We start from the raw sequence: 24,324 nt of genomic DNA on the forward strand, positions 1-24,324 counted from the left end.
GACGGCGTCGGCCGGGTCACCAGTCGACGATGCCGCTGCCGATCTTCACGGTGGCCACGACGAGGCCGACGGCGACCCCGAGCCAGATGCCGCCGAGCATCCAGAAGTAGTGCCGCCAGTAGTCGGCCCACGTCGCCACCGGATTGCGGGTGGCCCGTCGTGACGCCAGCACACCGATCAGCAGCCACATCACGCCGGCTGCGGCGATGGCGAGGGGATAGATGCTCCGGTCACCGAACGGCGCACCGACGGCGAGCAGCGTGGGGGCCCCGAAGTAGCCGCCGATCAGGCCGACCGGTCCGCTCCACGATGCATCCGAGAGTTGCAGGGCGAAGTAACCGATCGCACCCACCACTCCAGGAATCACCACGCCCAGCCACGGACCCCACATGCGGATCCGCGAGCGGTACCACCTGGGTCCGTCGATGAGCCTGTATTCGGCATTGGTCGCGCTCGACGGCGACACACGTTCGGAGGTGGGGGCAGGCATCGACACGCGTGGCACACGCTACGCGATCGACGCTGCCGAACGTGGGCACCTCCACGTCGCCACGCGCCACATGGTGGTCATCGCGTCGTCGACGGTGGTCGGGGTCTGGACTCGAGACGTCGTGGTCGCGGCCGCCGTCGGGCTGGTGGTGGGGGTGCTGTGTCGACGTCGAGCGTTGATCGCGCTGGCGGTCGTGCTCGCGGTGTTCGGTGCGCTGCGGAGCGAACGGTCGTGGCTCGGGCTCGCACCAGATCGGCTCGGGCCGTTCGAGGGCTGGGTACGTCTCGTCGACGACCCGCAGCCGTATCCGTCGAGCACTCGGGTGATCGTCGAGGTCGACGGCGAACGTTTCGAGCTGTGGTCTCGCGGCCGGGCGCAGCAACTGCGGATCGGGGAGTGGCGGGGCGGAGAGTGGGTTCGTGTCTCGGGACGCCGCGTGGCGCTCGATGCCGAACGCAGCGGTCGGGTCGCATGGCAACACGTCGTCGGTGAGCTCCGACTCGACTGGGCGAGCGACGTCTGGGCCGGGGGAGCGGTGGCCCGGGCCTCCAACCGCGTCCGCGAGGCGATCGAACGCGCGGGTGATGCGCTCCCGGGTGCCGATGGTCCGCTGTTCCGCGGTCTGGTCGTCGGCGACGATCGAGAGCAACCGCGAGCGATGATCGAACGGTTCCGGGCGAGTGGCCTCTCGCATCTCACGGCCGTGTCGGGGCAGAACGTGTCGTTCGTTCTCGCGGCGAGCGGGCCGTTGCTGCGCCGCCTCCGACCGTGGGCACGATGGGCGGCGACGGTGGGGTTGATCGCGTGGTTCGTCGCGCTCACGCGTTTCGAACCATCGATCGTTCGTGCCGGCGTGATGGCTGGTCTGTCGGCGACGGCGTTCGTGCTCGGGCGCGAGCGCGCCCCGGTCCGCATCCTCGCGGTCGCCGTGATCGGCCTGGTGCTGATCGATCCGCTGCTGGTGTGGTCGATCGGATTCTGGTTGTCGGTGGGCGCCACGCTCGGGGTGAGCAGCGCCGGCCCGTGGATCGCCCGACGCATCGAGTCGCTCGACCCGACCAGGCTGTTCGCGCTCCCGATCGGGGTCACCCTCGGCGCGCAGTTGGGGGTGGTCGTTCCGAGCGTGCTGGTGTTCGGCCGTCTGCCGCTCGTGAGCATCCCGGCCAATCTGCTCGCCGTGCCGGTGGCGGGCGCGGTGATGCTCTACGGCATGCCGGCCGGGTTGATCGCGGGCTGGTGTCCGCCGCTCGCGCCGGTGCTGATGTTCCCGGCGCGGCTCGGCACTCGCTGGGTCGACACCGTCGCCTCCGTCGGAGCGCGCATCGAACCGGGTCCCAGCGGGCAGATCGTGGGTTGGATACTCGTGGCCGTGGCGGTCGGCGTGTTGCTGTACGTCGCCTCGCGGCGAGACGCGTTGGGCCGATGCGCCGATTCCGCGGCAGACTCTTGAGCGCATGGCGAACTACCTCGTGACCGGAGACGACGAATCGCTCGTCCGGACCGCAGTGGCCAACCTGGTCAACGAGCTGGTCGGAGACGGCGATCGGTCGATGATGGTCGACGAGTTCGACGGCGACGACTACGAACTCCGTGTGGTGGTCGACTCGGCGCAGACCCCGCCGTTCCTGACCGACAAGCGCGTCGTGGTGGGCCGCAGCGTCAGTCGCTTCAACGCCGACGACCTGCCCGCGCTCCTCGCCTACCTCGCGAACCCGCTCGACACGTCCGACCTCATCCTCGCCGAAGGCGGCGACGGCCGCATGTCGAAGAAGATCACCGATGCGGTCAAGGCATCCGGAACCATCATCGCCACGGCGCCGCCGAAGAAGGCGGGCGACCGGCAGACCTGGATCCGTGAGCAGATCAGCGACGCCGGTCTGCAGATCGAACCGCAGGCGGTGGCTCGTCTCGTCGACTGGCTCGGGGAAGAACCGGCGCGGCTCGACGGTGTGCTCGGGACGCTCCGGGGTGCCTTCGGCGACGGCGGGAAGCTGTCGCTCGACGACATCGAACCGTTCCTCGGCGAGGCCGGTGGCGTGCCACCCTGGGACTTCACCGATGCGATCAGCAGCGGGCAGACGGCCAAGGCGCTGTTGCTGCTCGGTCGGATGATCCACGGGGGCAAGCGCCACCCGCTGCAGATCATGTCGACGCTGCACAGCCACTACAGCTCCATCGCGAAGCTCGACGGTGCCAACGCTCGGACCGAGCAGGATGCGATGGCGGCAACGGGCATCAAGTCGCCGTTCCCGGCCAAGAAGGCGATGCAGAACTACCGCAAGCTCGGCGGTGCCAGCACCAAGCGAGCCATCGAGTTGCTCGCGCAGGCCGACCTCGACCTGCGCGGCGCCAAAGACCTCGACGCGGAACTGGTGATGGAAGTCCTGGTCGCCCGCCTCAGCAAACTTCGCTGACCGGCCGCCGGCCCGTCGAGTCGACCGGTCCGATCGGCAGCGGCGTCTGAAAACGACAAAAGCGCCGCACGAATGCGGCGCTCGAGTCGGGATTCGGCAGGCTCAGCTGGCGTGAAGCTGCTTCATCAGGCGGCTCTTCTTGCGAGCGGCCGTGTTCTTGTGGATGACGCCCTTGGCGGCAGCCGAGTCGATGCGCTTGATGGCGGCACGAGCGGCCTCGCCCGTTGCGTCGCCGTCGGCCAGCGCAGCCTTGACGCGGGTACGCATCTCGGCGCGCACCATCTTGTTGCGCTCCTGCGACTTGGCGTTGGTGCGGATGCGCTTTTTCTGGCTCTTGATGTTTGCCATGGTTCTTCTACAAGCTCTTTCGTCGAATCGTTGCGAGCAGATGGCTCGAACAGCCGTGAAACTCTACCGGACGGGTGCAAAGCGTCCAACCACCACGTCGGCCCACAACTACGAGGTGAAGTGTGGTGTCGGGGGTGTGGTGCGTGCCAACGGTCGACGTGCCGGTGATGTGTGGTGTCGGGGGTGTGGTGCATGCCAACGGTCGACGTGCCGGTGATGTGTGGTGTCGGGGGTGTGGTGCATGCCAACGGCCGACATCACGGGTGGTGTCGCCGGTGTGGTGCATGCCAACGGTCGACATCACGGCATACTGACACCGCCTATGCAGCTCGACCGGATCCGCAACTTCTCGATCATTGCGCACATCGATCACGGGAAGTCGACGCTGTCCGATCGCATTCTCGAGATCACCGGCGCCGTCCAGACCCGTGACATGAAGGCGCAGTACCTCGACTCGATGGACCTCGAGCGCGAGCGCGGCATCACCATCAAGGCGCAGAACGTGCGCGTGCCGTGGAAAGATCACACCTTCCACCTCATCGACACGCCGGGTCACGTCGACTTCGGCTACGAGGTGAGCCGCTCGCTCGCCGCGTGCGAGGGCGTCGTGCTCGTCGTCGATGCTGCGCAAGGCATCGAAGCCCAGACGCTCGCCAACTGCTACCTGGCGCTCGAGAACGATCTCGAGATCGTGGCGGTGCTCAACAAGATCGACCTGCCGGCGGCCGACGTCGATCGATACGCCGGAGAGATCGAGCAGGTCCTCGGCATTCCGCGTGAGGAGATCCTGCCGATGTCGGCCAAGACCGGCCTGGGCGTGCCCGAGCTGCTCGATGCGATCATCGAACGCATCCCCGCACCGACCGGCGACGCCGACGCGCCGCTGCAAGGGCTGATCTTCGACTCGCAGTTCGACCAGTATCGCGGTGTGGTGTCGAGCATCCGCATCATGAACGGCAAGCTCCGTGCCAACGAGAAGCTCGAGTTCATCAACGCTGCGGCTCAGCACGAAGCGCTCGAGATCGGCGCTCGCCAGCCGGTGATGACGCCGCTCGCCGAGATGGGGCCGGGCGAGGTCGGCTACCTCATCGCGGGCATCAAAGACGTCGGTGACGCCAAGTCGGGCGAAACCGTCACCACCGCGCAGCACGGGTCGACCGAGCCGCTGCCCGGCTATCGCGAGCCGTTGCCGATGGTGTTCTCGGGGTTGTTCCCGATCGACGGCGACGACTTCGAGAACCTGCGTGATGCGCTCGGCAAACTCAAGCTCAACGACGCCTCCATCACCTACACGCCCGAGTCGTCAGGCGCGCTGGGCTTCGGGTTCCGCTGTGGTTTCCTCGGGTTGCTGCACATGGAGATCGTGAAGGAGCGTCTCGAGCGCGAGTTCGGTCTGGCGCTGATCGCCACTGCGCCGAGCGTCGAGTACCTCGTCACCACGACCGCGGGCGAGACGATCAAGGTCGACAACCCGGCCGATCTGCCCGAGGCGCAGAAGATCGACCACGTCGAGGAGCCGTACTTCAAGCTGTCGATCATCACGCCGACCGATTACACCGGGCCGCTGATGGACCTGTGCCAGACACGTCGTGGCGAGATGAAGAAGATGGACTACCTCTCGCCCGAGCGTGTGGAGTTGGTCTACGAGGTGCCGCTCGCCGAGGTGGTGGTCGACTTCTTCGACCAGATGAAGTCGCGCACGAAGGGCTACGCGAGCCTCGACTACGAGCTCGCCGGTTATCGCCGATCCAACCTGGTCAAGGTCGACCTGCTGCTCAACGCGATTCCGGCCGACGCGTTCTCGACGATCGTCCACAAGGACAAGGCGTACGCCTACGGCAACCGCATGTGCGAGAAGCTCAAGGAGCTCATCCCGCGTCAGATGTTCGACGTGCCGATCCAGGCGGCCATCGGCGGCAAGATCATCGCCCGTGAAACGGTCAAGGCGAAGCGCAAGGACGTCACGGCCAAGTGCTACGGCGGCGACATCACGCGTAAGCGCAAGCTGCTCGAGAAGCAGAAAGAGGGCAAGAAGAAGATGAAGTCGATCGGTCGGGTCGAAGTGCCCGGCGACGTCTTCATCAGCGCCCTCAAACTCGACGACTGATTCACGGAGTCGTCGGGCCCGGTCCGCGGTCGGCGCGTCAGCGTCGTGTGTAGACGTGTTGAATCGCGACGATGTCGAAGCCGCAGCGCACGAGGTTGCGAGCCGAACCGCTCGCTGCGACGGCGGTGGCCGCAACGAGTTCGAAACCCTGCGCCGCTGCTCGGTCGAGCCGATGGGCGAGCAGCGCTGACTGCACGCCGCGTCCTCGCCAGTCGGGGAGCGTCGCTGCACCGCCGAGCCAGGCGACTCCGTCGACCGAGAGCAGCGATCCGCAGCCGACAGGCGTGTCGCCGGAGAGTGCGAGCCACTCCGCCGAGTCGTTGGCCGAATGCGCTGCTCGTGCGAAGTCGTCGCTGATCGCCCTCGATTCGGCCTGGGTGATCTCGTTGCCCCGAGCGAGCACGTCGAGCCAGGTGTCGAGACTCGACTCGTCGACGCGCTCGAACTCGAACGGCGACGCTGCGGAGACGGGCGCCGGCCGAGTCGTGCACAGCGCTCGCTCCCAGTCGAGGCCGAATCCGGCATGTCGGAGCCGCTGGACGGTGGCCTCGGTCGGATTGGCGATCTGCACCGACGGGGGTACCGACGACGCCTCGAAGAACGCGACCACACGATCGACGTCGTCGCTGCTGAGATGGCTGCGAGCGGCGAACAATCGGTTTACGAAGCGCTCTGGCCCGAGTGCGATCAGAACGCCGGCGTCGATGTCGGCGATCGCCGGGTCGGCGGATCCGTTCGCCGCGAGTTGCGCCGCGACTCGTCGAAGCTGCAGCGCTTCGGACCGAGCGAGCAGCGCGATGTCGCCGTCGTCGTCAGCCCTGGTCACGGGTCAACCCTGACACACCTGGCCGGTCATCGCCCGGCGAACGTAGTGTCGTGGGTGATGAGCGCCACCACGAAGCCGACGGCGCAGGTCGCCGTGCCGTTTCCGAGCGAACTGCCGCCGGGGTACGCCTGGTTCGACGACGAACCCGTCTTCGATCCCGAGCGTCACCTGCGGTTGGAGCAACCCGCTGAGATCACCACGTTGGCCGATCTCGGCTACGGCCCCGACGACATCGCCGGCAAGGCGACGACCATCGCGGCGTCGAGTCCGTTTCGTGTGTTGAGCGACGAGGGCGCGGAGGTGATGCTGGCGGTCGCTCGGCGTCTGCGGGCGTTCTGCCGGCCGGCGGGTGACCGGATCGAGCGCACGGTCCGAGGTGGTTGCTATCGGTCGAAGTGGCTCCGCGACCTCTGCATCAGTCCGGAGGTGACGCAACACTTCGCCGACATCTACGGCACCTCGATCGCTCCGCACCCGATGCCGGTGCACCTCGGCCACATCAACTACGAGCCGAGCCGCATCGAGGCCGCGGTCGACAAGTGGCACCACGACACGATTCCGCTCGACTACGTGATGATGGTGACCGACCCGGCGGTCACGCCCGGCGGTCGGTTCGAGTACTTCCTCGGCACGAAAGCCGAGGCGGCAGCGATGCGAGCGCGTGGCGAGACGCCGCCTGCGGAGCGCATCGTGGCTCCGGAGTTCCCGGGCCCGGGCCCGGGATCGGTGATCGCGCTGCACGGCGACATGGTCGTCCACCGAGGTGGGCCACTGACCGAGTTGGCGGAGCGCATCACGATGGTCAACGCGTTCGTGTCGGCCGACGCGTCGCTCGATGCGCAGAGCCGCAACCGCGATCTCATCGGGGTCGACGACCCGCAGACGCTGTACAGCGAGTGGGCCAGAGCGGTCGCGTGGCGATCACGAGATCGACTCGATGCGATCGTCGCCTCGGCCGGTTTCGACGGCGACGTGGAATCGGTGGCGACGCAGTTGGAGTTCGCGATCGACGACGTGCGGACGGCGATCGACGAGATGCGCAGCGGCGGCGGCGTGATCGAGCACTACGAGTAGAGCCGGGTTCGGCGTCACGCAGCGAGGGCGAGGTCGTCGGCGACGAGCGAGAAGAGTTCGGTCGTCCCGTCGATGCCTTTGAGCCGGGCGGGGCCCATCGGTTCGAACGGTGCACTCGTCGTGGCAACTGCCGACGCCGAGGCCACGATGCCGCCGGCCGGTGCAGCGGATTCGATACGTGCGGCCGTGTTGACGGCGAGTCCGGCGAGGTCGCCGTTCGAGCGCACCATCACGTCGCCTCGGTGAATGCCCGTCCGAGACCGGATGCCGAGCAGCTTGCAGGTCTCGTTGAAGTCGATGGCGAAGGCCACGGCGTCGTCGGTCGTGTCGAAGGCCATGAGCGCCCCGTCGCCGGCGAGATTCACCAGACGGCCACCGTGCAGCGTGACGAGTCGAAGGCGCTCGACATCGAGCACGTCGAGGAGATCGGCGAACGCTTCGTCGCCGAGTTCGACGAGCAGCGGGGTGGAGTCGACCAGATCGTTGAACACGACCACTCGATCCTGGGTGCGCAGTGGCCGTGGAGCCCCGGTGCCGGAGGTGGACTCGAGTGTGGCGGCGGCGGTTGTGGCGGTGGCAGTGGTGGCGATAGCGCTCATCTCGGGTCCTCCTTTCTCGGCGGGTGTTCGGGTCGGCTTGTCGTCCCGGCGGCGGGTACAGACATCAACGTACGGACGCCGCCGGCTCCGCGAATCGGGGCATTCCCCCGACGACGGGGGCCGGGATGGGGGACGGACGTGCGGTGCCGGACGACCTGTTTGCCAGCTGAGTGAGGCACGGCGTACGGCCAGCGGATACAACGACGCGATGGCCGGCAAGCGAACGATCATGTGGTTCCGTCGAGATCTCCGACTCGCCGACAACCCCGCGCTGCTGGCCGCCGGAGCCGACGGCGCCGAGGTGGTCCCGGTGTTCGTGATCGACCCGACGTTCGAGGCGTCCGGCGATGTCCGCCTCGCCTACCTCCACGACGTGTTGACCGCGCTCGACGAGTCGATCCGCTCGATCGCCGGAACCGGGCTCGTGTTGCGTCACGGCGACCCGACCGCAGTGATTCCCGCGCTCGCCGAAGAACTCGATGCATCGGCGGTGTTCGTCAGCCGTGACTACTCGCCCTATGGGCGCGAGCGTGATGCGGTGGTGGCCGAAGCGCTCGACGGCTCGGGGCGAACGCTGCGCGGCGTCGGCTCGCCCTACGCCGTGCCGCCCGGCAACGTCCTCAAGGACGACGGCACGCCGTACGCGGTGTTCACCCCGTTCTCGAAGGTGTGGCGTCGCACCGGGTGGGAGCGACCGTTCGCGATGCCGGACGACTTGCGCTGGTCGGGGTCGACGGGCGTCGACAGCGAGCCCATGTTCGATCGGCCGGATCCCGGGATCGAACTCCCGGCAGCGGGGGAGCGGGCAGCGCTCGACCGATGGCAGCGGTTCGTGCAACCCGGCGGAGCCGCCGACGGCACCGACCGATCCCGGGTCGACGCGTACGACGAGCTACGCGATCGCCCTGCGCTGACGGGAACGAGCCAACTGTCGCCCGACCTGAAGTGGGGCACCATCCACCCGCGCACGTTGCTCGCCGATCTCGACGCCTCGGGCGAGGGCAGCCGTGGACACACGGTGTTCTCCAGCGAACTGGCCTGGCGCGACTTCTACAGCGACGTCCTGTTCCAGCGACCCGAGTCGGCGTGGAACAACCTCAACCCGAAGCTCGACTCGATCGAGGTCGACACCGACGCGTCGGCCCGCGCGAAGTTCGACCTGTGGAGCCGGGGCGAGACGGGATTCGGCATCGTCGACGCCGGCATGCGGCAACTCTCGGCGACCGGATGGATGCACAACCGCGTCCGCATGATCGTCGCGAGCTTCCTGGTCAAAGACCTCCACCTGCCGTGGCAGTGGGGTGCACGCTGGTTCATGCAGCATCTCGTCGACGGCGATCTCGCGTCGAACAATCACGGTTGGCAGTGGGCCGCCGGCACCGGCACCGATGCGGCGCCGTACTTCCGAGTGTTCAACCCCACCACCCAACGGGAGCGCTACGACCGCGACGGCAGCTACGTCGAGCGATGGGTACCGGAGCCGACCGAGCCCATGCTCGATCACAAAGCCGAGCGAGAGGAAGCGCTTCGCCGGCTCGCGGTAGCGACCGGGAAGTGACGCCGTCGGTCGGCCCGGTCGACATCTGACCGGCCCGTGGTCGCCGCGGTCGCAACGATCACTATCCTCATGAAGACCATGCTCGACGATCGCAAGACGGCCATTCTCGCTGCCGTGGTGCAGGAGTACATCGCCACCGCGCAGCCGGTCGGCTCGGGCAGCATCGTCCGCTCCGAAGTCGTCAACGTGTCGTCGGCGACCGTGCGCAGCGAACTCGCCGTGCTCGAAGCCGAGGGCTACCTCGTGCAGCCCCACACGTCGGCCGGGCGCATCCCCACCGATCGGGGATACCGCTACTTCGTCGACAACCTCACGAAGCCGGGCCGACTCGCCGAACCCGTGCAGAAGCAGGTCGGCGAGTTCTTCTCCGCGGCGCACGGGCGCATCGAAGAGATGCTGCACCAGACCTCGAACCTGCTGGCCGAACTGACACACAGCGCCGCGGTGGTGGTCGGACCTCGCGCCGAAGCCGTCGCAGTGCGGCGCGTCACGTTGGTCGGATTGTCGGAGTCGCTGGCCACCGTCGTGGTCGTGTTCGCCAACGGGTCGGTCGAGAACGTCAGCCTCGAACTCGAACCCGGCGACGACGAAGCGCGGCAGAACGCGGTGAGCGCACACCTGTCGTCGCAGCTCGACGGCACGCTGCTCGGCGAGATCAGCGAGCTGGCCTCGAGCGGTGACCCCGAGGTCGACCGGCTCTCGGCCGCAGCGCTCGCACAGATCCAGACGGTCGCAGCGACCGACCACGTGTACACCGGTGGCGTCTCCGAGGTCGCCAAGGCGTTCGACGCCGTCGACGTGGTGCGCTCGGTGCTGCACACGCTCGAGCAACAGTTCGTCGTGGTGTCGCTCGTGTCCGACATCGTCAACCGTGGCATGTCGGTGGCCATCGGAGTCGAGCACGGCGTCGAACCGCTGTCGGCGTGCTCGGTGGTCGTGTCGCCGGTCGTGGTCGACGGCGAACACCTCGGCTCGGTGGGTGTGCTGGGGCCGACGCGGATGAACTATCCGCAAGCGCTCGCGACCGTCGACGTCGTGAGCAGCGAACTCGGTCACCGCATCGAAGAAGGCTGACCCGGCGCCGGCCTGGCCTGCCGGTCCCACCCACCCGTCGGTCGGCAGCTGTGGGCTGCACGGTGGGCAGGCTGTGGGACTTGAGCCCGATCGGCTCACCCGTGTTGAGGTGGCCGCGCGAAGATCCGTGGCGTCCGGTGTGACGGCGATGGTCGAAATCGGGAAGAATCACGGCATCCTGTGACCCGTCATGGCTGATTTCTACGATCTACTCGGTGTGTCTCGTTCGGCATCTGCTGACGAGATCAAGAAGGCCTACCGCAAACGCGCCCGCGAGCTCCATCCCGACGCGAACCCCGGCGACGACGCCAAGGCCGAGCAATTCAAAGAACTGTCGCGTGCGTACCAGGTGCTCTCCGACGACGGTCAACGAGCCCGCTACGACCAGTTCGGTGAAGCCGGCGTCGGCGGTGCGGGCGGCGGCGGCGGATCGGCCGACGACCTCTTCGGTGGCGGCATCGGCGACATCTTCGACGCGTTCTTCGGCGGTCAGGGCAGCCCGTTCGGGGGCGGCGGAGGTCGCCAGCGCGGGCCGGCAGGTCCGCCGCGCGGGCAAGACGTCGAGGTCATCGCCGACATCGACTTCGCCCAAGCGGTGTTCGGTGACGAGATCACCGTCGAACTCAAGCTCCCGGTGCCGTGCGACGCGTGCGAGGCAACCGGCGCAGGCGGCGGCACCAAGCCGGTCACCTGCAGCGAGTGCAACGGCCAGGGTCAGGTCCAGCGCGTTCGCCAGAGCCTGCTCGGCCAGATGGTCACCGCCACGCCCTGCACCCGATGCGGTGGACTCGGCCAGACGATCGCCACGCCGTGCGACACGTGTCGAGGCGAAGGCCGTGTCACGTCCGACACCTCGTATCAGGTCGACGTGCCGGCCGGTGTCGACACCGGCTCCACGCTGCGCCTCACCGGGCGGGGTGCGTCCGGTCCTCGCGGCGGACGTGCCGGAGACCTGTACGTGCATCTGCGGGTTCGGCCCGACGAGAACTACGTGCGGGAAGGCGACGACCTCATCACCGAGGTTCCCATCTCGATCGCGCAGGCGTCGCTCGGCACGTCGCTCAAACTCGAGACCCTCGACGGCACCGAAGACCTCGTCGTGCCGGCCGGCACGCAACCCGGTCGCGAGTTCGTGCTGCGGCAGCGGGGCGTCCACCGGCTGCAGGGACGAGGCCGCGGCGATCTGATCGCCCGCGTACGCGTCGACGTCCCGACCAAACTGTCCGACGAGGAAGTCGACCTGCTCACGCAGTACGCCGCCGGTCGGGGAGAAGAAGTCGGCAACGGCAAAGAGGGCATCTTCTCCCGCATCAAGTCGGCGTTCTCCTGATCGAGCACGTGGCCGATGCCGGCGACCGAGCTCCCTGACGAACTGCGCCGGTCGTCGACGCATGTGCTCGTCGCCGATCCGGCCGACCTCGACACCGGTGGCCTCGTTCTCGAACCCGACGTCGAGCACCATCTCGTCCGAGTGCTCCGTCTGACGTCGGGCGAGTCGGTCACGGCGACCGATGGCGTCGGCGGATGGCGCGAGTACACCGCAGTCGTCGACCACGGTTCGGTGCTGCTCGAACCGGCATCGGAACGGCATCAGGTCGAACGTGGCCAGCGTCGGCTCACGATCGCCACGGCGATCCCGAAGGGCGATCGAGTCGACTGGTTGGTGCAGAAGTGCACCGAACTCGGTGCTGATCGCATCGTCCTGCTCCACGCCGAACGCTCGGTGGTCCGCTGGAAGCCGGCGCGCGCGGCGAAACAACTCGACCGGCTGCAGCGCATCGCCGACGAGGCGCTGCGGCAGAGTCGTCGCGTCTGGCGGGTGGCGGTCGACGGACCGGTCGACGCGGTCGACATCCTTCCCGATGCGGTCGTCGCGGAGCCGGGTGGCCGACCACTCACCGCGGCGGACTCGACGATCGCGATCGGCCCCGAAGGCGGATGGTCGGCCGACGAGTTGGCGGCGGCGTCGGACGAGATCTCGCTCGGAACGGGCATCCTACGGACTGAGACAGCGGCGATTTCGGCGACAATTTTGTCACAATAAGTGGTCGGAGGGGCCGCGAACCGACCATACGCCTACCTAGAGTCACCATGCACTACCCTTTTCGTTTGTGCATGCAACGAGCGATGCAATCCAACCACGACTTCAGGCGGAGACTTCCATGGTGACTTTCGACGACGATGCCCCCTCGGCGTACAGCCGGCAGGTCGGGGAGCGCTTGCGTGTGATTCGCAAGCAGAAGCGCTTCTCGCTGCAGGAGGTCGAAGCCCAGTCCGCGCAGGAGTTCAAAGCATCGGTGCTCGGAGCCTACGAACGTGGCGAGCGCGCACTCTCCGTGCCCCGCCTCGATCGTCTCGCGGAGTTCTACAACGTGCCGATCGAGCAGCTGTTGCCGCGTGAGATCACCGGGTCGGAAGCTGCGGCCATCGAATCTCCGATCAACAAGAAGCTCGCGATCGACGTGTCGAAGCTGATGCAGCTGAGCGGCTCACCGTTCGAGATGCTCGCCCGGTACCTCCGGCTGATCCAAGTCCAGCGCCAAGACTTCAACGGCCGGGTCATCACGGTTCGCGGCGACGACACGCGCGCCATCGCGGCGATGCTCGACGTGCCGGTCGATCAGGTCGGCGATCGACTCGCCGCGCTCGACCTCCTCTTCATCTGAGCGCCGGCGGCCGAGCGGTCGCTCCCGACCCTCGGTAGGTTGCCCGCATGTCGCTCGACTTCGGGGTCTACGTCCACATCCCGTTCTGCGCATCGAAATGTGATTACTGCGCGTTCGCGACCTGGACCGACCGCGAACACCTCGTCGACGCCTATCTCGACGCCCTGACGACCGACATCGGTCGAGCCGTGGCCGCCGGTATGGCACCGGCGAGCACCGTGTTCGTCGGCGGCGGCACCCCCACGCTCGCTCCGTCGGCGGCACTCGCCGACGTGATTCGTTCGATCCCTGTGCAGCCCGGGGCCGAAGTCACCGTCGAGTGCAACCCCGACGACGTCACCGTCGACCTGCTGGCCGACTACCGAGCGGGCGGTGTCAACCGTGTGAGCCTCGGCGTGCAGTCGATGTCGGCGCACGTGCTGTCGGCGCTCGGGCGCACGCACGACATCGCCAACGTCGAGCGGTCGGTGGCAGCGATCAACGAGGTCGGCATGCCGTCGTTCAACCTCGACATCATCTACGGGGCCAGCGGTGAGACGGTCGACGACTGGCGAGACACGGTCAGCGCCGCGCTGGCGCTGCGACCGCCTCACGTCTCCGCCTACGGGCTGACCGTCGAGGCGGGGACCCCGCTCGCGTCCGATCCCGATCGTCATCCCGACGACGACGATCAGGCCGACAAGTACGAGCTCGTCGACGATGCGCTCGTCGCTGCCGGTCTTGCGAACTACGAGGTGTCGAACTGGGCCCGTCCGGGCCACGAGTCGCGCCACAACTTCCTCTACTGGCGGCAACAGGACTACCGCGGGTTCGGTTGCGCCGCGCATTCGCACCGCTCCGGCCGTCGCTGGTGGAACGTCCGCACCCCCGACCGCTACATCGACCTGGTCGCAGCGGGGGGAGACGTCGAGGCCTCGTCGGAGACGCTCGACGCCGACACCCGCCGGTTCGAAGGTCTCCAGCTGCTCCTGCGGACGCGAGACGGGATTCCCGCCGACAGCTTCTCGCCGGAGACCCTGGCCGTCCTCGACGGCCATCTTCGCCCGCACGACGACGATCCGCACCGGGTCGTGCTGACCCGATCGGGGCGTCTGATGGCGAACGAGATCTCGATGCGGCTGACTTGAGCGGGAAAGCTGCTCGGCGTGTTGGGCAGCGACGTCGAGCTGGTAGCGTTGCGTCTCGCTGAGGGCGCATAGCTCAGTTGGTTAGAGTACTTGCATGACACGCAAGGGGTCGGGGGTTCGAATCCCTCTGTGCCCACCGAATCCCCGCTCCGGTCGTTGACCGAGCGGGGTTTCATCTTTTTCGAGGGTGGTCGCGCCGAGCGACTGTGCCGCCTACGCTGGCGGGCTCGTGGAGGAATTTCGACCTGCAGGTGCCGTGGAAGCCGACACCGAACTGGCGCTCGCACTGCGGTCGGGCGACGAGACCGCCGTGCGCGAGCTCTACGACCGATTCGGTGGGCTCGTGTTCACGGTCGCCCTGCGGATCCTCGGCGATCGTGGTCATGCCGACGAAGCGACGCAGCAGACGTTCTTGCAGGCGTGGCGCAACAGCGACCGCTTCGAAGCCGGTCGAGACTTCGCCCCGTGGTTGGCGACCATCGCCCGGCGCACCGCCATCGACATCCAACGTCGTGAGCGTCGTCGGCCGGCGGGTTCGCTCGAACAGGCCGACGCCGGAGACGCTGCGTTGATCTCCCTCCCGCCCGATGCGGCCCAGATCGAGACGACCTGGGTCGTGCGGCGAGCGATCGAACACCTCGACCCCGACGAGCGTGACGTGGTGAGACTGCAGCACGTCGAGGGGTACACGCACACCGAGATCGCCGAACGACTCGGTGTCGCCGTCGGCACCGTCAAGTCGCGTTCGTTCCGAGCGCACCGTCGGCTCTCGACACGGCTCGCCTACCTGCGCGGCGACGGCGAGAGCACCGAGTCGGCAGGAGGCGCATCGTGACCACGTCGACCGCGCACACGTTCAGCCCCACCGCGAACCGATTCGGCCCCGACGACGTACAGATGAGTGAACGCTGCCATGACTGACCGATCCGCGCCCTCCGATCCTCCCGAGATCGACATCGATCCGTACGCCGACGAGGCGGGACGCGTCGGGTCGCTGTTCGGCGACGAGGTCGGTGGCGACGTCGCCGACCTGCTCGCAGATCCGGCCATGTGGGAGGTGCCGAGCGCAGATCTCGGCGATCGCATCGTTGCCGCGGTCTCGTCCGAGGCCCACGTCGACCCGATGCCGACCGGCCCGACGGTGTCGGAGGGCTCATCCGGTTCGGTGGTCAGGTCGTCGCGGTTCGCCCAGGTGAGGCCCGCGCTGCTGGGGGCGGCCGCGGCCATGCTGCTGGTGTTCGGGGGCATCGTCGCGCTGAGCGCACTCAGCGGCAACCCGCAACCCGAAGACGTCGCCGGCGACTTCGTGCCGACCGGGCTACTCCCCGACGTCGGCGGCACGGTCGAGGTGACGTCGTTCGACTCGGGTCTCGAGATCGTCGTCGATGCACCGTCGTTGCCGCGACGCGCCAACGGCGAGTTCTACGAAGGATGGCTTCGCCTCGACGACGGACGCCTCGTACCGATCGGCACCTTCCACGAAGGCGACGGTGTGACGCTGTGGGCCGGGATCGAACTCGATGCGGTGGTCGGCATGACGATCACGCTCGAAGAGGCCGTCGCCGCCGACAGCCCTGAGCAGGCGTCGTCGGGCCGGGTCGTGCTGAAGTTCGATTTCCCCGAGGGGTGACGTTCAGCGGGTCGCCGTGAGCGCCTCGCGGACGAGCCCGGCGACCAATTCGGCTCCCGTCGATCCGAGGAGCACCGTGTAGTGGTTGTCGTCCGGGGCCTCGACCCAACGGTGCTGTGGGTACCGCTCGGCGAGGGAGCGGCTGATCAGCGGCGGTGGAGCGCCGTCGAGGCCGTGAGCGGCTCGCACGATCACGGCCGGCTCGTGCCGCTCGGCGAGCAGCGAGCGCACTTCTCGGTCGGCGAGCAACTCGCGCCCGTCGATGCGAACCGCAGCCGGGTTGACCGCGGCGCGGAATCCACCGTCGACCTCGATCAGATCGGCGAGGAGGTTCCGCTCGAGATCGATCGACAGGCGGCCGCGGAACGCCGGATGCTGCGCCCACATGGTGTTGTACGACACTCGGTCGGGCCAGACGTGCTTGAGACGCTTGATCGCCGGGCCGAGGGTGTTCTCGACGACGTCGTCGAGGTCGACGCCGTCGGGAACCGGGAGCGCCGGACCGCCGTCGACGAGAATCAGCTCGGCGATCAGTTCGGGAGCGCGTCGGGCGGCCAGCAGCGCGACGTAGCACCCCATGGAGTGGGCGACCACCACGACGGGCCCGCCGATCTGGCCGATCACGGCGATCAGGTCGGCGGCGTGCTCACGAACGCCGAACGGGCCGGGGTGGTCGTAGCTGCGGCCTCGCCCACGCAGATCGAGTGCCACGAGGTGAGCGGCACCGCCGAGCCGGTGTACGAGCGGATCGAAGTCCCACGCGTTGCCGGTGATGCCGTGGAGTGCCACGACGGTCGGCGCTCCGGTGATGCCCTCCCATCGGAGCGCGCCGAGCGGACCGTCGGCCCCTCCGAACGACGTGAACTCGGGTCGTCTCGCCACGGTCGGAACTGTAGCGACCCGGCGACCGCTGCTCAGTCCCAACCGTTCGGTGTCGAGGACGCTCCGCCGAGATACGACAGGACGACGTGATCGTCGACGGGGTCGATCCATGCTGCCATCGGGACCCCGAAGGCGCTGATGGCGAGCGATGGGCGCGACGTCACCCCGCCAGGGTCGGCAAGCGTCCACGTGTCGCTGCTCGAGCAGGTGAGGTCGAGGCAGATCTCGGCCTGGAGGCGCGACGGTGCGACTCCCGTCGGGATCCAGCTCGCGACGATCGGCAGGCCGGTCGCCGAGGCGATGGCGATGTCCATCGCCAGGCCTTCGTCGCCGGACGGCAACGTCGAGAGGCTCGCCGGGTCGGGGCCCGAGCACGTCGGGTTGTTGCACCTGGCGACCTTCGTCACCTTGTTCGTACGGTCCCGATAGGCGATCGCCGGGTTGCCGTCGGCGTCCATGGTCATCGAGAGGCCATTACCGACGAATCCGGCGCTGTCGACGACGGTGCTCACCGGCGCCGGCGAGCCGACGCAGTCGACGGTCCGACAGGCGATCACGACGACGTCGCCTTCGGAATCGTTCGAGTACGCGACGATCGGGAAACCGTCGGGACCCATCATCACGTCGACGTCAGCGAGATTGCCGGTGGGGGCGAGCGCACTGGTCGTACTGGAGATGCACTGCGGGTCGAGACACGAGGTGATCTCGATCTCGTCGGACGTGTCGTTCTCGTAGACCAGGATCGGCAGGTCGTCGCGGGTCATCACGAGACCACCGCTGCGTGCGGCCCCTGCGAAGTCGGTGGTGCTGCCGCCGACGCAGAAACTCACGCACGTGTGCACGCTGACGATGTTCCCCGGCCCGCTGGTGAGCAGCACCGGGTCGCCAGCGCTGTCGAGCTCCATGTCGATGAGTTGGGTCGCGCTGTTCGCCTGCGTGGCCGCCGTCGTCGCCACAGTCGAGCACGATGGCTCGGCGCAGCGGCTGACCATGGCGGCACCGGCGGTCTGGTCGATCCAGGCGACGATCGGCCGGCCTCTCGGGTCGACCTCGAGTTCGGTGAAGAGGCTGGCGTTGCCCGAGGAGTCGATCAGCGCATCGGATCGGATCGGGCGACCGTGGACGAGTGCGGGATGCGGCTGAGCGTCGTCGGTCGTCGTGGGCGCCGACGAGAGCAACGAGTCGACCTGCGATCGGGTGTAGTAGCGATCGTCGTGATCGTGGTGTGCGTAGTAGCCGTTCACGTCGACGACGACGTGCACCGACCCACGGTCGTTGTAGACCTCGAACGTGCCCGTGCCCGACAACGGAGCGTTGACCGCGTTGGGCGTGGGCGGTTCGCCGGGGGAGGGGTTGAGGCTTGCTGCGAGCGGACGCGTGCCCGACGGCCAGATGGTGAGGAAGGTCTGCTCGGTGGCACCGAGTGCGGTGACGTTGAGCGACAACCCCACCGCATCGGCCGGAACCGTGCAGTCCCCGTTCGTGCCGTGCGCGGTGAAGGTCACGGTCTCCGCCGTGCCGATCGGGGTGTCGCGAGGGCCGACGTTGTTGGGCGCCGGCCTGGTGTCCGCGAGCCGGCACGGGTCGATCGGCACGAACACCGGCCGGTCACCGGTGGTGACGTCGGCGCCGGCGAACTGCTCGGTCGTGAGCCCGACGATCGCGCCGCCGGCGATCAGCGCGAGGACGAGGCCGAGGTGGCGCTTCGGAGGCGACGAGCGACGGCGGGGGAACGGGAGAGCAGGCATGCCTCCCAACGTGCACCGAACGACCGCATCGTCGCATCGGTGGAATCACCTAATTCGCGGGTCAGCGAGGCTCGCGGGGGAGTCCGAGCACGCGTTCGCCGAGGATGTTGCGCATGATGTTCGACGTGCCGCCCATGATCGTGTAGCCGGGGGCGTAGACGAGGCCTCGCGACACGTCGTCCCACAGCGTTGCTTCGGCGCCCAGCGTGCTCGCCACGAACTCCGCGACGGCGATCTCGTGCTCGGTGCAGAAGCACTTCGTGGCCGCCGAGAACCCGGCCGGGGCCTGGCGCAGGGTCTCGCGCGTGACGAGGATGCGGCCGAGCGTGTAGTTGGTCTCGAGACGGGCGATCGTCTGGCGAACACGTGGGTCGGACGTGTCGGCGCGGGCCTTGGCCATCGCGTACAGCGCCTGGTTCGACACGAGTCGGTCGATACCACCGCGTTCGTGTTCGAGTTGCGCCATCGTCTGCTTGAACGCGTTGCCTTCGACGCCGACCAGGTTCACCGCAGGCACGCGCACGTCGGTGAAGAACACCTCGCAGAAGTGGCGGTTCGTGGTCATGTCGGTGATCGGCCGGACCTCGATGCCCGGCGTGTCCATCGGGATGATGATCTCGCTGATGCCCTGATGTGGCTTGCCCGTCGTGTCGGTGCGGCAGATGAGATAGCAGTAGTCGGCCTCGGCACCGAAGCTGGTCCAGATCTTCTGGCCGTTGATGACGAAGTCGTCGCCGTCGCGCTCGGCGCTCGTGACGAGCGACGCCAGGTCGGAGCCGGAGTTCGGCTCCGACATGCCGATGCACCAGGTGGTCTCACCCGACAGGATCCCGGGAAGGAACTCGGCCTGCTGGTCGGGTGTGCCGAACTTGATGAGCGTCGGACCCATCTGGCGGTCGGCGAACCACATGGCGGCGATCGGTGCGCCGGCAGCGATGAGTTCTTCGCCCACGATGAGGCGATCGATCGGTGGGCGCCCGCCACCGCCGTACTCGGTGGGCCAGGTCATGCCGATCCAGCCGAGCGAGCCCATCTCGAGCGCGAAGTCCTTCGAGAAACCGTTGATCCACGAGTCGTTGTGACGCCCGTATCTGGCCACGGCGTCGGCGGAGACCTGCGCGGCCTGGGCTCGGAGGGCTTGCTGCTCGGGGGTCCAGGAGAAGTCCATTGCAGTGCAGCGTAGGCGGGCCGCTCGATCTGATGCAGATCGAGCGATTCGCTGGTCGCCGGGTGTCCTCACCCGCTATGGTGGTAGACAAGTTGAAGACAAGTGAGTGTCCGGTCCGGCCGAGCTCGACCCCCTCAGAATCCTGCGAAAGTGACGACATGACCGAATCGACGATCATCTACACCATCACCGACGAAGCGCCCGCGATGGCGACCTACTCGCTCCTGCCGATCGTGAAGGCCTTCGCCGGCGCCGCAGGCGTCGAGGTCGAGACCCGCGACATCTCGCTGGCAGCCCGAGTGCTGGCCCAGTTCCCCGAGCGTCTGACGCCCGAGCAGCAGACCCCCGACGCGCTGACCGAGCTGGGGGAGATCGCACTCACGCCGGGCGCCAACATCATCAAGCTGCCCAACATCTCGGCCTCGATCCCGCAGCTCAAGGCAGCCATCGCCGAACTCCAGGGGCTCGGCTACGACCTCCCCGACTTCCCCGACGATCCCGAGACCGACGACGAGCGGGCCATTCGCGCCAAGTACTCGGTCGCGCTGGGCTCGGCGGTCAACCCGGTGCTGCGTCAGGGCAACTCCGACCGTCGTGCGCCCAAGGCCGTCAAGGAATACGCCCGCAAGAACCCGCATTCGATGGGGGCCTGGTCGTCCGACTCCAAGACCCACGTCGCCACGATGAGCGGCGACGACTTCGCCTCCAACGAGCAGTCGGTCACCATCGGTGACGCCGGAACCGTGCGCATCGAACACGTCGACGCCGACGGTGCGGTCACGGTGCTCAAGCCCGACTTCCCGGTGCTCGCCGGTGAGGTCGTCGACTCGACGGTCATGAGCGTGGCAGCGCTTCGTTCCTTCCTCGCCGACCAGGTCGCCGGGGCCAAGGCCAGCGGCGTGCTCTTCTCGCTCCACATGAAGGCGACCATGATGAAGGTGTCCGACCCGATCATCTTCGGGCACGCCGTCGAAGTCTTCTACGCCGACGTCTTCGAGAAGTACGGCGACGTGCTCGAAGCTGCCGGCGCCAACCCGCGCAACGGCCTCGGCGGTGTGCTGTCGGCGCTCGACTCGGTGCCGGCCGACCAGCGTGCCGAGATCGAGGCGGCGTTCGACGCCGCATCGGCCGCCGGCCCCGACCTCGCCATGGTCGACTCCGACAACGGCATCACCAACCTCCACGTTCCGTCCGACGTGATCATCGACGCCTCGATGCCGGCGATGATCCGTGACTCCGGAAAGATGTGGAACAAGGACGGCGAGCGCCAGGACGCCAAGGCCGTCATCCCCGACTCGTCGTACGCCGGTGTCTACCAGGCGACGATCGACGACTGCATCGCCAACGGCGCCTTCGACCCGACCACCATGGGCAGCGTGCCCAACGTCGGGCTCATGGCGCAGAAGGCCGAAGAGTACGGCAGCCACGACAAGACCTTCGAGGCCCCGTCAGCCGGCACCATGCGCGTCGTCTCGGGCGACGGTGACGTGCTCATGTCGCACAGCGTCGATGCCGGCGACATCTTCCGCGCCTGCCAGACCAAAGACGAGCCGATTCGCGACTGGGTCCGCCTCGCCGTGAGCCGAGCCCGTGCAACCGGCAGCCCGGCCGTGTTCTGGCTCGACGCCGGTCGTGCGCACGACGCCCAGCTCATCGAGAAGGTCAACACCTACCTCGCCGATCACGACACCGACGGTCTGCAGATCGAGATCATGGCGCCGACCGAGGCGACCAAGTTCTCCCTCGAACGCATCCGCCGCGGCGACGACACCATCTCGGTCACCGGCAACGTGCTGCGCGACTACAACACCGACCTGTTCCCGATCCTCGAACTCGGCACCTCGGCCAAGATGCTCTCGGTCGTACCGCTGCTCAACGGTGGTGGCCTCTTCGAGACCGGCGCCGGAGGCTCTGCTCCGAAGCACGTGCAACAGCTCGTCAAGGAGAACTACCTGCGTTGGGATTCGCTCGGTGAGTTCCTCGCCATCGCCGTGTCGTTCGAGCACCTCGCCGAGGTGACCGGCAACGAGGCGGCCAAGATGCTGGGCGACGCACTCGACGTCGCCACCGGACAACTGCTCGAGAACGGCAAGTCGCCGGCCCGCCGGCTGGGTCAGATCGACAACCGGGGCAGCCACTTCTACATCGCGCTCTACTGGGCACAGGCGCTCGCCTCGCAGAGCGAGAACCCCGACGTGGCCGCCCGCTTCGCCCCGCTGGCCGCGGCGCTCACCGACAACGAAGACACCATCAACGCCGAACTCCTCGGCGTGCAGGGTCAACCGGCCGACATCGGCGGCTACTACCAGCCCGACGACGTCAAGGCCGACGCCGTCATGCGCCCGAGCGCCACGCTCAACCGAGTTCTCGACACGCTCTGAGCGTGTCGCCCGCCGCTGGTCGACCGCACCCACGCGGTGCGGTCGACCCCTGGCGGGACCTGCTGCCGCGTCACGGACGCGGCGGTCGGGACGTGACGACCGGAATCAGCGGCGGGCGATCCGCATCGACCCGACGCCCACGGTCAGCAGGGCAATGGCCGCCAGCGCGAGCGTCGTACTGTCGGCACCACCGGTCTCGGGCAACTCCATCACCGGTGCCATCGTCGTCGGTGCTGCCGTGGTGGGCGCCGCCGTGGTGGGCGCCGCCGTGGTCGGTGCTGCCGTGGTGGGTGCCGCGGTCGTCGGCGGGACGGTCGTCGTGGGGGCCACCGTGGTCGTCGGCGCCAGCGTGGTCGACGGTGCCGTCGGCGCGTCGTCGTCGAGCATCACGACACAGAAGATCTCGCCGAACGGCACGGTGTTCCAGGTGGCGCCATCGGTCGTCGACGAGCCGTCGTCCGACGTGCAGGTGATGGTGGTCGTGTAGCCGTCGACCGCAGGTGACGTGAGCTCGCCCGGCCCGGTCGGAATGGCGTTGATGTAGCACGTGCCGCCGTCGGTCGTGAGGCACTTGTTGTCGACGTCGCCGTCGCTGCCACCCGTGGTGCCACCGCCGAGAGCGGGGTGCTCGAACGTGACCGTGGTGCCGTCGAGCGTGCCGCCGTCGTCGTTCACCACCATCACGTCGACGACGATGACGGCCTCGTCGCTCTGGGCGGAGGCCGTGGAGCCCGCCCCGAGCGCGATCAGTGCCGCCGCGGCGACTGTCGCCGCGAACGGGCGAGGGGAGCGGATGTTCACTGCTGAGTTGAGTCGCATCGGGACATGGTCCACGATGCGACTCAAGACTCACTCAGATCGGGCGTCGCCGCCCGGGCGGGTCAGCCCCGCGATTCGATGTCGACGTAGTCGCGCGTGTCGGCGCCGGCGTACCACTGGCGCGGACGGCTGATCTTCTGATCCTGCTCGAGCAGTTCCTGCCAGTGCGCCAACCAACCCGACATGCGCGGGATGGCGAACAGCACGGTGAACATTTCGACCGGGAAGTTGAGCGCCTGGTAGATCAGACCCGAGTAGAAGTCGACGTTCGGGTACAGCTTGCGGTCGACGAAGTACGGGTCTTCGAGGGCCACTTCTTCGAGCTTGAGCGCGATGTCGAGCAGCGGGCTCTTGCCCGTGGTCTCGAACACGTCGTAGGCGGCTTCCTTGATGATCTTCGCCCGGGGGTCGTAGTTCTTGTAGACCCGGTGACCGAAGCCCATGAGGCGGCCTTCGCCGCGCTTGACCGACTCGACGAACGCCGGAACGTTGTCGATCGAGCCGATGTCGTTGAGCATGTGGATGACGGCCTCGTTGGCACCGCCGTGACGGGGGCCGTAGAGCGCTGCGGCAGCGCCGGCCGCCGACGAGTACGGGTCGGCGTGGCTCGAACCGATGACGCGCATCGCCGTGGTGCCACAGTTCTGCTCGTGATCGGCGTGGAGGATGAACAAGATGTCCATCGCCCGCTCGAGCTTCGGGTCGACTTCGTAGTCGCCCACCTTCCACATCATGTTGAGGAAGTTGGCCGGGTACGACAGTTCGTTCTCGGGCACGTTGAACGGCAGGCCGACCGAGAAGCGGTAGCACATGGCCGCGATGGTCGGGCTCTTGGCGATCAGGCGCAGGATCTGGTGGTTGCGGGCCTCGGGGTCTTCGATGAGCTTGGCGTCGTCGTAGAACGTGCCGAGGGCTGCGAGGGCGGAGGTGAACATGCCCATCGGGTGAGCGTCGTAGTGGAAACCGTCGACGAACCGCTTGCGCATGTTCTCGTGGATGAACGTGTGGTTCGTGACGTCGTGGCGCCAGTTGGCGAGCTGCTCGGTCGTGGGGAGCTCCCCGAAGATGAGGAGGTAGGCGACTTCGAGGTAGGTCGACTTCTCGGCGAGCTGCTCGATCGGGTAGCCGCGGTAGCGCAGGATGCCGTTGGCGCCGTCGAGATACGTGATCTCGGACTTGGTGGCGGCGGTCGACAGGTACGCCGGGTCGAACATGTAGAGATTGGGGTCGAGTTCGCGTAGTGCGGACGACGGGAACACTCCACCTTCGATGGGGACCGTGACGGTCTTTCCGGTGCGGTCGTCGGTGATCGTGATCGTTTCGGGCACGTGGCTTCCTCTCGTGGCTCCTGATATGGACGTGTTTGGCGAGAGGATCCATCTCTCGACGGGCGCCACGTTAACGGCTCGGCAC

Annotated in this window: 22 protein-coding genes and 1 tRNA gene; 14 read left to right on the plus strand and 9 right to left on the minus strand. The window is 67.6% G+C overall.

The features are described 5' to 3' along the window. Positions 1–16: 16 nt before the first annotated feature. Positions 17–370, minus strand: coding sequence for a hypothetical protein (locus YM304_RS10515; RefSeq protein ID WP_154723403.1), 354 nt, complete (start codon positions 368–370; stop codon positions 17–19). Between the two features lie 55 nt (positions 371–425). Between YM304_RS10515 and YM304_RS10520 the strand changes: the two genes are divergently transcribed. Both YM304_RS10520 and holA read left to right on the plus strand, forming a co-directional pair. Next, on the plus strand, positions 426–1,940 hold the full coding sequence (locus tag YM304_RS10520) for a ComEC/Rec2 family competence protein (RefSeq protein WP_162142057.1): 1,515 nt from the start codon (positions 426–428) through the stop codon (positions 1,938–1,940). Positions 1,941–1,944: 4 nt separating this feature from the next. After that, positions 1,945–2,904: a DNA polymerase III subunit delta gene (holA, locus tag YM304_RS10525; RefSeq protein ID WP_015441664.1), complete on the plus strand. Its 960-nt coding sequence runs from the start codon at positions 1,945–1,947 to the stop codon at positions 2,902–2,904. Positions 2,905–3,006: 102 nt separating this feature from the next. Here holA and rpsT read toward each other — a convergent pair whose 3' ends face one another. Continuing rightward, on the minus strand, positions 3,007–3,252 hold the full coding sequence (rpsT, locus tag YM304_RS10530) for a 30S ribosomal protein S20 (RefSeq protein ID WP_015441665.1): 246 nt from the start codon (positions 3,250–3,252) through the stop codon (positions 3,007–3,009). A 322-nt stretch (positions 3,253–3,574) separates the two neighbouring features. On the opposite strand from rpsT, the gene lepA reads away from it, so the two are divergent. After that, positions 3,575–5,359, plus strand: coding sequence for a translation elongation factor 4 (gene lepA / locus YM304_RS10535; RefSeq protein WP_015441667.1), 1,785 nt, complete (start codon positions 3,575–3,577; stop codon positions 5,357–5,359). Between the two features lie 37 nt (positions 5,360–5,396). On the opposite strand, the gene YM304_RS22400 is transcribed toward lepA, so the two are convergent. Next, the gene (locus tag YM304_RS22400; RefSeq protein WP_015441668.1) at positions 5,397–6,185 is read right to left on the minus strand and encodes a GNAT family N-acetyltransferase; all 789 of its coding nucleotides are present in this window, start codon (positions 6,183–6,185) and stop codon (positions 5,397–5,399) included. Between the two features lie 57 nt (positions 6,186–6,242). On the opposite strand from YM304_RS22400, the gene YM304_RS10545 reads away from it, so the two are divergent. After that, complete coding sequence (locus YM304_RS10545; RefSeq protein ID WP_070105349.1) at positions 6,243–7,259, plus strand: hypothetical protein; 1,017 nt, start codon at positions 6,243–6,245, stop codon at positions 7,257–7,259. 14 nt (positions 7,260–7,273) lie between these two features. On the opposite strand, the gene YM304_RS10550 is transcribed toward YM304_RS10545, so the two are convergent. Continuing rightward, on the minus strand, positions 7,274–7,858 hold the full coding sequence (locus tag YM304_RS10550) for an adenylate/guanylate cyclase domain-containing protein (RefSeq protein WP_015441670.1): 585 nt from the start codon (positions 7,856–7,858) through the stop codon (positions 7,274–7,276). Positions 7,859–8,066: 208 nt separating this feature from the next. Here YM304_RS10550 and YM304_RS10555 point away from each other — a divergent pair, with 208 nt between their 5' ends. The 9 genes from YM304_RS10555 to YM304_RS10595 all read left to right on the plus strand — a co-directional run bounded on the left by YM304_RS10555 (position 8,067) and on the right by YM304_RS10595 (position 15,913). Then, positions 8,067–9,416, plus strand: coding sequence for a cryptochrome/photolyase family protein (locus YM304_RS10555; protein ID WP_015441671.1), 1,350 nt, complete (start codon positions 8,067–8,069; stop codon positions 9,414–9,416). 69 nt (positions 9,417–9,485) lie between these two features. Next, complete coding sequence (gene hrcA, locus YM304_RS10560; protein ID WP_015441672.1) at positions 9,486–10,490, plus strand: heat-inducible transcriptional repressor HrcA; 1,005 nt, start codon at positions 9,486–9,488, stop codon at positions 10,488–10,490. A gap of 190 nt (positions 10,491–10,680) precedes the next feature. Further along, positions 10,681–11,820 (plus strand): molecular chaperone DnaJ, encoded by a 1,140-nt coding sequence (gene dnaJ, locus YM304_RS10565; protein ID WP_015441673.1) that lies wholly within the window; start codon positions 10,681–10,683, stop codon positions 11,818–11,820. 15 nt (positions 11,821–11,835) lie between these two features. Next, positions 11,836–12,534 carry an RsmE family RNA methyltransferase gene (locus tag YM304_RS10570; RefSeq protein ID WP_015441674.1) on the plus strand — a complete coding sequence of 233 codons (699 nt, stop codon included), beginning with the start codon at positions 11,836–11,838 and terminating at the stop codon, positions 12,532–12,534. Between the two features lie 118 nt (positions 12,535–12,652). Beyond that, entirely contained in the window at positions 12,653–13,156 is a 504-nt protein-coding gene (locus YM304_RS10575) for a transcriptional regulator (RefSeq protein WP_015441675.1), read from the plus strand. A gap of 47 nt (positions 13,157–13,203) precedes the next feature. After that, positions 13,204–14,283 carry a radical SAM family heme chaperone HemW gene (gene hemW, locus YM304_RS10580; protein ID WP_015441676.1) on the plus strand — a complete coding sequence of 360 codons (1,080 nt, stop codon included), beginning with the start codon at positions 13,204–13,206 and terminating at the stop codon, positions 14,281–14,283. A gap of 62 nt (positions 14,284–14,345) precedes the next feature. Further along, positions 14,346–14,419: transfer RNA gene (locus tag YM304_RS10585), tRNA-Val, on the plus strand. A 93-nt stretch (positions 14,420–14,512) separates the two neighbouring features. After that, on the plus strand, positions 14,513–15,118 hold the full coding sequence (locus tag YM304_RS10590) for an RNA polymerase sigma factor (protein WP_041299545.1): 606 nt from the start codon (positions 14,513–14,515) through the stop codon (positions 15,116–15,118). Between the two features lie 78 nt (positions 15,119–15,196). Next, positions 15,197–15,913 carry an anti-sigma factor gene (locus YM304_RS10595; RefSeq protein ID WP_015441678.1) on the plus strand — a complete coding sequence of 239 codons (717 nt, stop codon included), beginning with the start codon at positions 15,197–15,199 and terminating at the stop codon, positions 15,911–15,913. Between the two features lie 3 nt (positions 15,914–15,916). On the opposite strand, the gene YM304_RS10600 is transcribed toward YM304_RS10595, so the two are convergent. The 3 genes from YM304_RS10600 to YM304_RS10610 all read right to left on the minus strand — a co-directional run bounded on the left by YM304_RS10600 (position 15,917) and on the right by YM304_RS10610 (position 19,711). Beyond that, positions 15,917–16,795, minus strand: coding sequence for an alpha/beta hydrolase (locus YM304_RS10600; RefSeq protein ID WP_015441679.1), 879 nt, complete (start codon positions 16,793–16,795; stop codon positions 15,917–15,919). A 32-nt stretch (positions 16,796–16,827) separates the two neighbouring features. Further along, entirely contained in the window at positions 16,828–18,543 is a 1,716-nt protein-coding gene (locus YM304_RS10605; protein ID WP_015441680.1) for a hypothetical protein, read from the minus strand. A gap of 61 nt (positions 18,544–18,604) precedes the next feature. Continuing rightward, positions 18,605–19,711, minus strand: coding sequence for an acyl-CoA dehydrogenase family protein (locus YM304_RS10610; protein ID WP_015441681.1), 1,107 nt, complete (start codon positions 19,709–19,711; stop codon positions 18,605–18,607). Positions 19,712–19,869: 158 nt separating this feature from the next. Here YM304_RS10610 and YM304_RS10615 point away from each other — a divergent pair, with 158 nt between their 5' ends. Beyond that, positions 19,870–22,092, plus strand: a complete 2,223-nt coding sequence (locus tag YM304_RS10615) for an NADP-dependent isocitrate dehydrogenase (RefSeq protein WP_015441682.1) — start codon at positions 19,870–19,872, stop codon at positions 22,090–22,092. A 105-nt stretch (positions 22,093–22,197) separates the two neighbouring features. On the opposite strand, the gene YM304_RS25050 is transcribed toward YM304_RS10615, so the two are convergent. Together YM304_RS25050 and YM304_RS10625 are read right to left on the minus strand one after the other, a co-directional pair. After that, entirely contained in the window at positions 22,198–22,911 is a 714-nt protein-coding gene (locus tag YM304_RS25050; RefSeq protein WP_041298190.1) for an LPXTG cell wall anchor domain-containing protein, read from the minus strand. 62 nt (positions 22,912–22,973) lie between these two features. Further along, positions 22,974–24,239, minus strand: coding sequence for a citrate synthase (locus YM304_RS10625; protein WP_015441684.1), 1,266 nt, complete (start codon positions 24,237–24,239; stop codon positions 22,974–22,976). Positions 24,240–24,324: the final 85 nt, after the last annotated feature.

Origin of the sequence: Ilumatobacter coccineus YM16-304 (genome assembly GCF_000348785.1) — a bacterium.
GTDB lineage: Bacteria > Actinomycetota > Acidimicrobiia > Acidimicrobiales > Ilumatobacteraceae > Ilumatobacter_A > Ilumatobacter_A coccineus.

What these genes read in the sequence shown, in the direction of transcription:
- hrcA (WP_015441672.1), top strand. Translation starts at nt 9,486, where the DNA reads ATGAAGACCATGCTCGACGATCGCAAGACGGCCATTCTCGCTGCCGTG.
- YM304_RS10615 (WP_015441682.1), top strand. Translation starts at nt 19,870, where the DNA reads ATGACCGAATCGACGATCATCTACACCATCACCGACGAAGCGCCCGCG.
- YM304_RS10555 (WP_015441671.1), top strand. Translation starts at nt 8,067, where the DNA reads ATGGCCGGCAAGCGAACGATCATGTGGTTCCGTCGAGATCTCCGACTC.
- YM304_RS10575 (WP_015441675.1), top strand. Translation starts at nt 12,653, where the DNA reads ATGGTGACTTTCGACGACGATGCCCCCTCGGCGTACAGCCGGCAGGTC.
- hemW (WP_015441676.1), top strand. Translation starts at nt 13,204, where the DNA reads ATGTCGCTCGACTTCGGGGTCTACGTCCACATCCCGTTCTGCGCATCG.
- rpsT (WP_015441665.1), bottom strand. Translation starts at nt 3,252, where the DNA reads ATGGCAAACATCAAGAGCCAGAAAAAGCGCATCCGCACCAACGCCAAG.
- YM304_RS10550 (WP_015441670.1), bottom strand. Translation starts at nt 7,858, where the DNA reads ATGAGCGCTATCGCCACCACTGCCACCGCCACAACCGCCGCCGCCACA.
- YM304_RS10570 (WP_015441674.1), top strand. Translation starts at nt 11,836, where the DNA reads ATGCCGGCGACCGAGCTCCCTGACGAACTGCGCCGGTCGTCGACGCAT.
- dnaJ (WP_015441673.1), top strand. Translation starts at nt 10,681, where the DNA reads ATGGCTGATTTCTACGATCTACTCGGTGTGTCTCGTTCGGCATCTGCT.
- YM304_RS10595 (WP_015441678.1), top strand. Translation starts at nt 15,197, where the DNA reads ATGACTGACCGATCCGCGCCCTCCGATCCTCCCGAGATCGACATCGAT.
- YM304_RS10610 (WP_015441681.1), bottom strand. Translation starts at nt 19,711, where the DNA reads ATGGACTTCTCCTGGACCCCCGAGCAGCAAGCCCTCCGAGCCCAGGCC.
- YM304_RS10520 (WP_162142057.1), top strand. Translation starts at nt 426, where the DNA reads ATGAGCCTGTATTCGGCATTGGTCGCGCTCGACGGCGACACACGTTCG.
- YM304_RS10605 (WP_015441680.1), bottom strand. Translation starts at nt 18,543, where the DNA reads ATGCCTGCTCTCCCGTTCCCCCGCCGTCGCTCGTCGCCTCCGAAGCGC.
- holA (WP_015441664.1), top strand. Translation starts at nt 1,945, where the DNA reads ATGGCGAACTACCTCGTGACCGGAGACGACGAATCGCTCGTCCGGACC.
- lepA (WP_015441667.1), top strand. Translation starts at nt 3,575, where the DNA reads ATGCAGCTCGACCGGATCCGCAACTTCTCGATCATTGCGCACATCGAT.
- YM304_RS10545 (WP_070105349.1), top strand. Translation starts at nt 6,243, where the DNA reads ATGAGCGCCACCACGAAGCCGACGGCGCAGGTCGCCGTGCCGTTTCCG.
- YM304_RS25050 (WP_041298190.1), bottom strand. Translation starts at nt 22,911, where the DNA reads ATGCGACTCAACTCAGCAGTGAACATCCGCTCCCCTCGCCCGTTCGCG.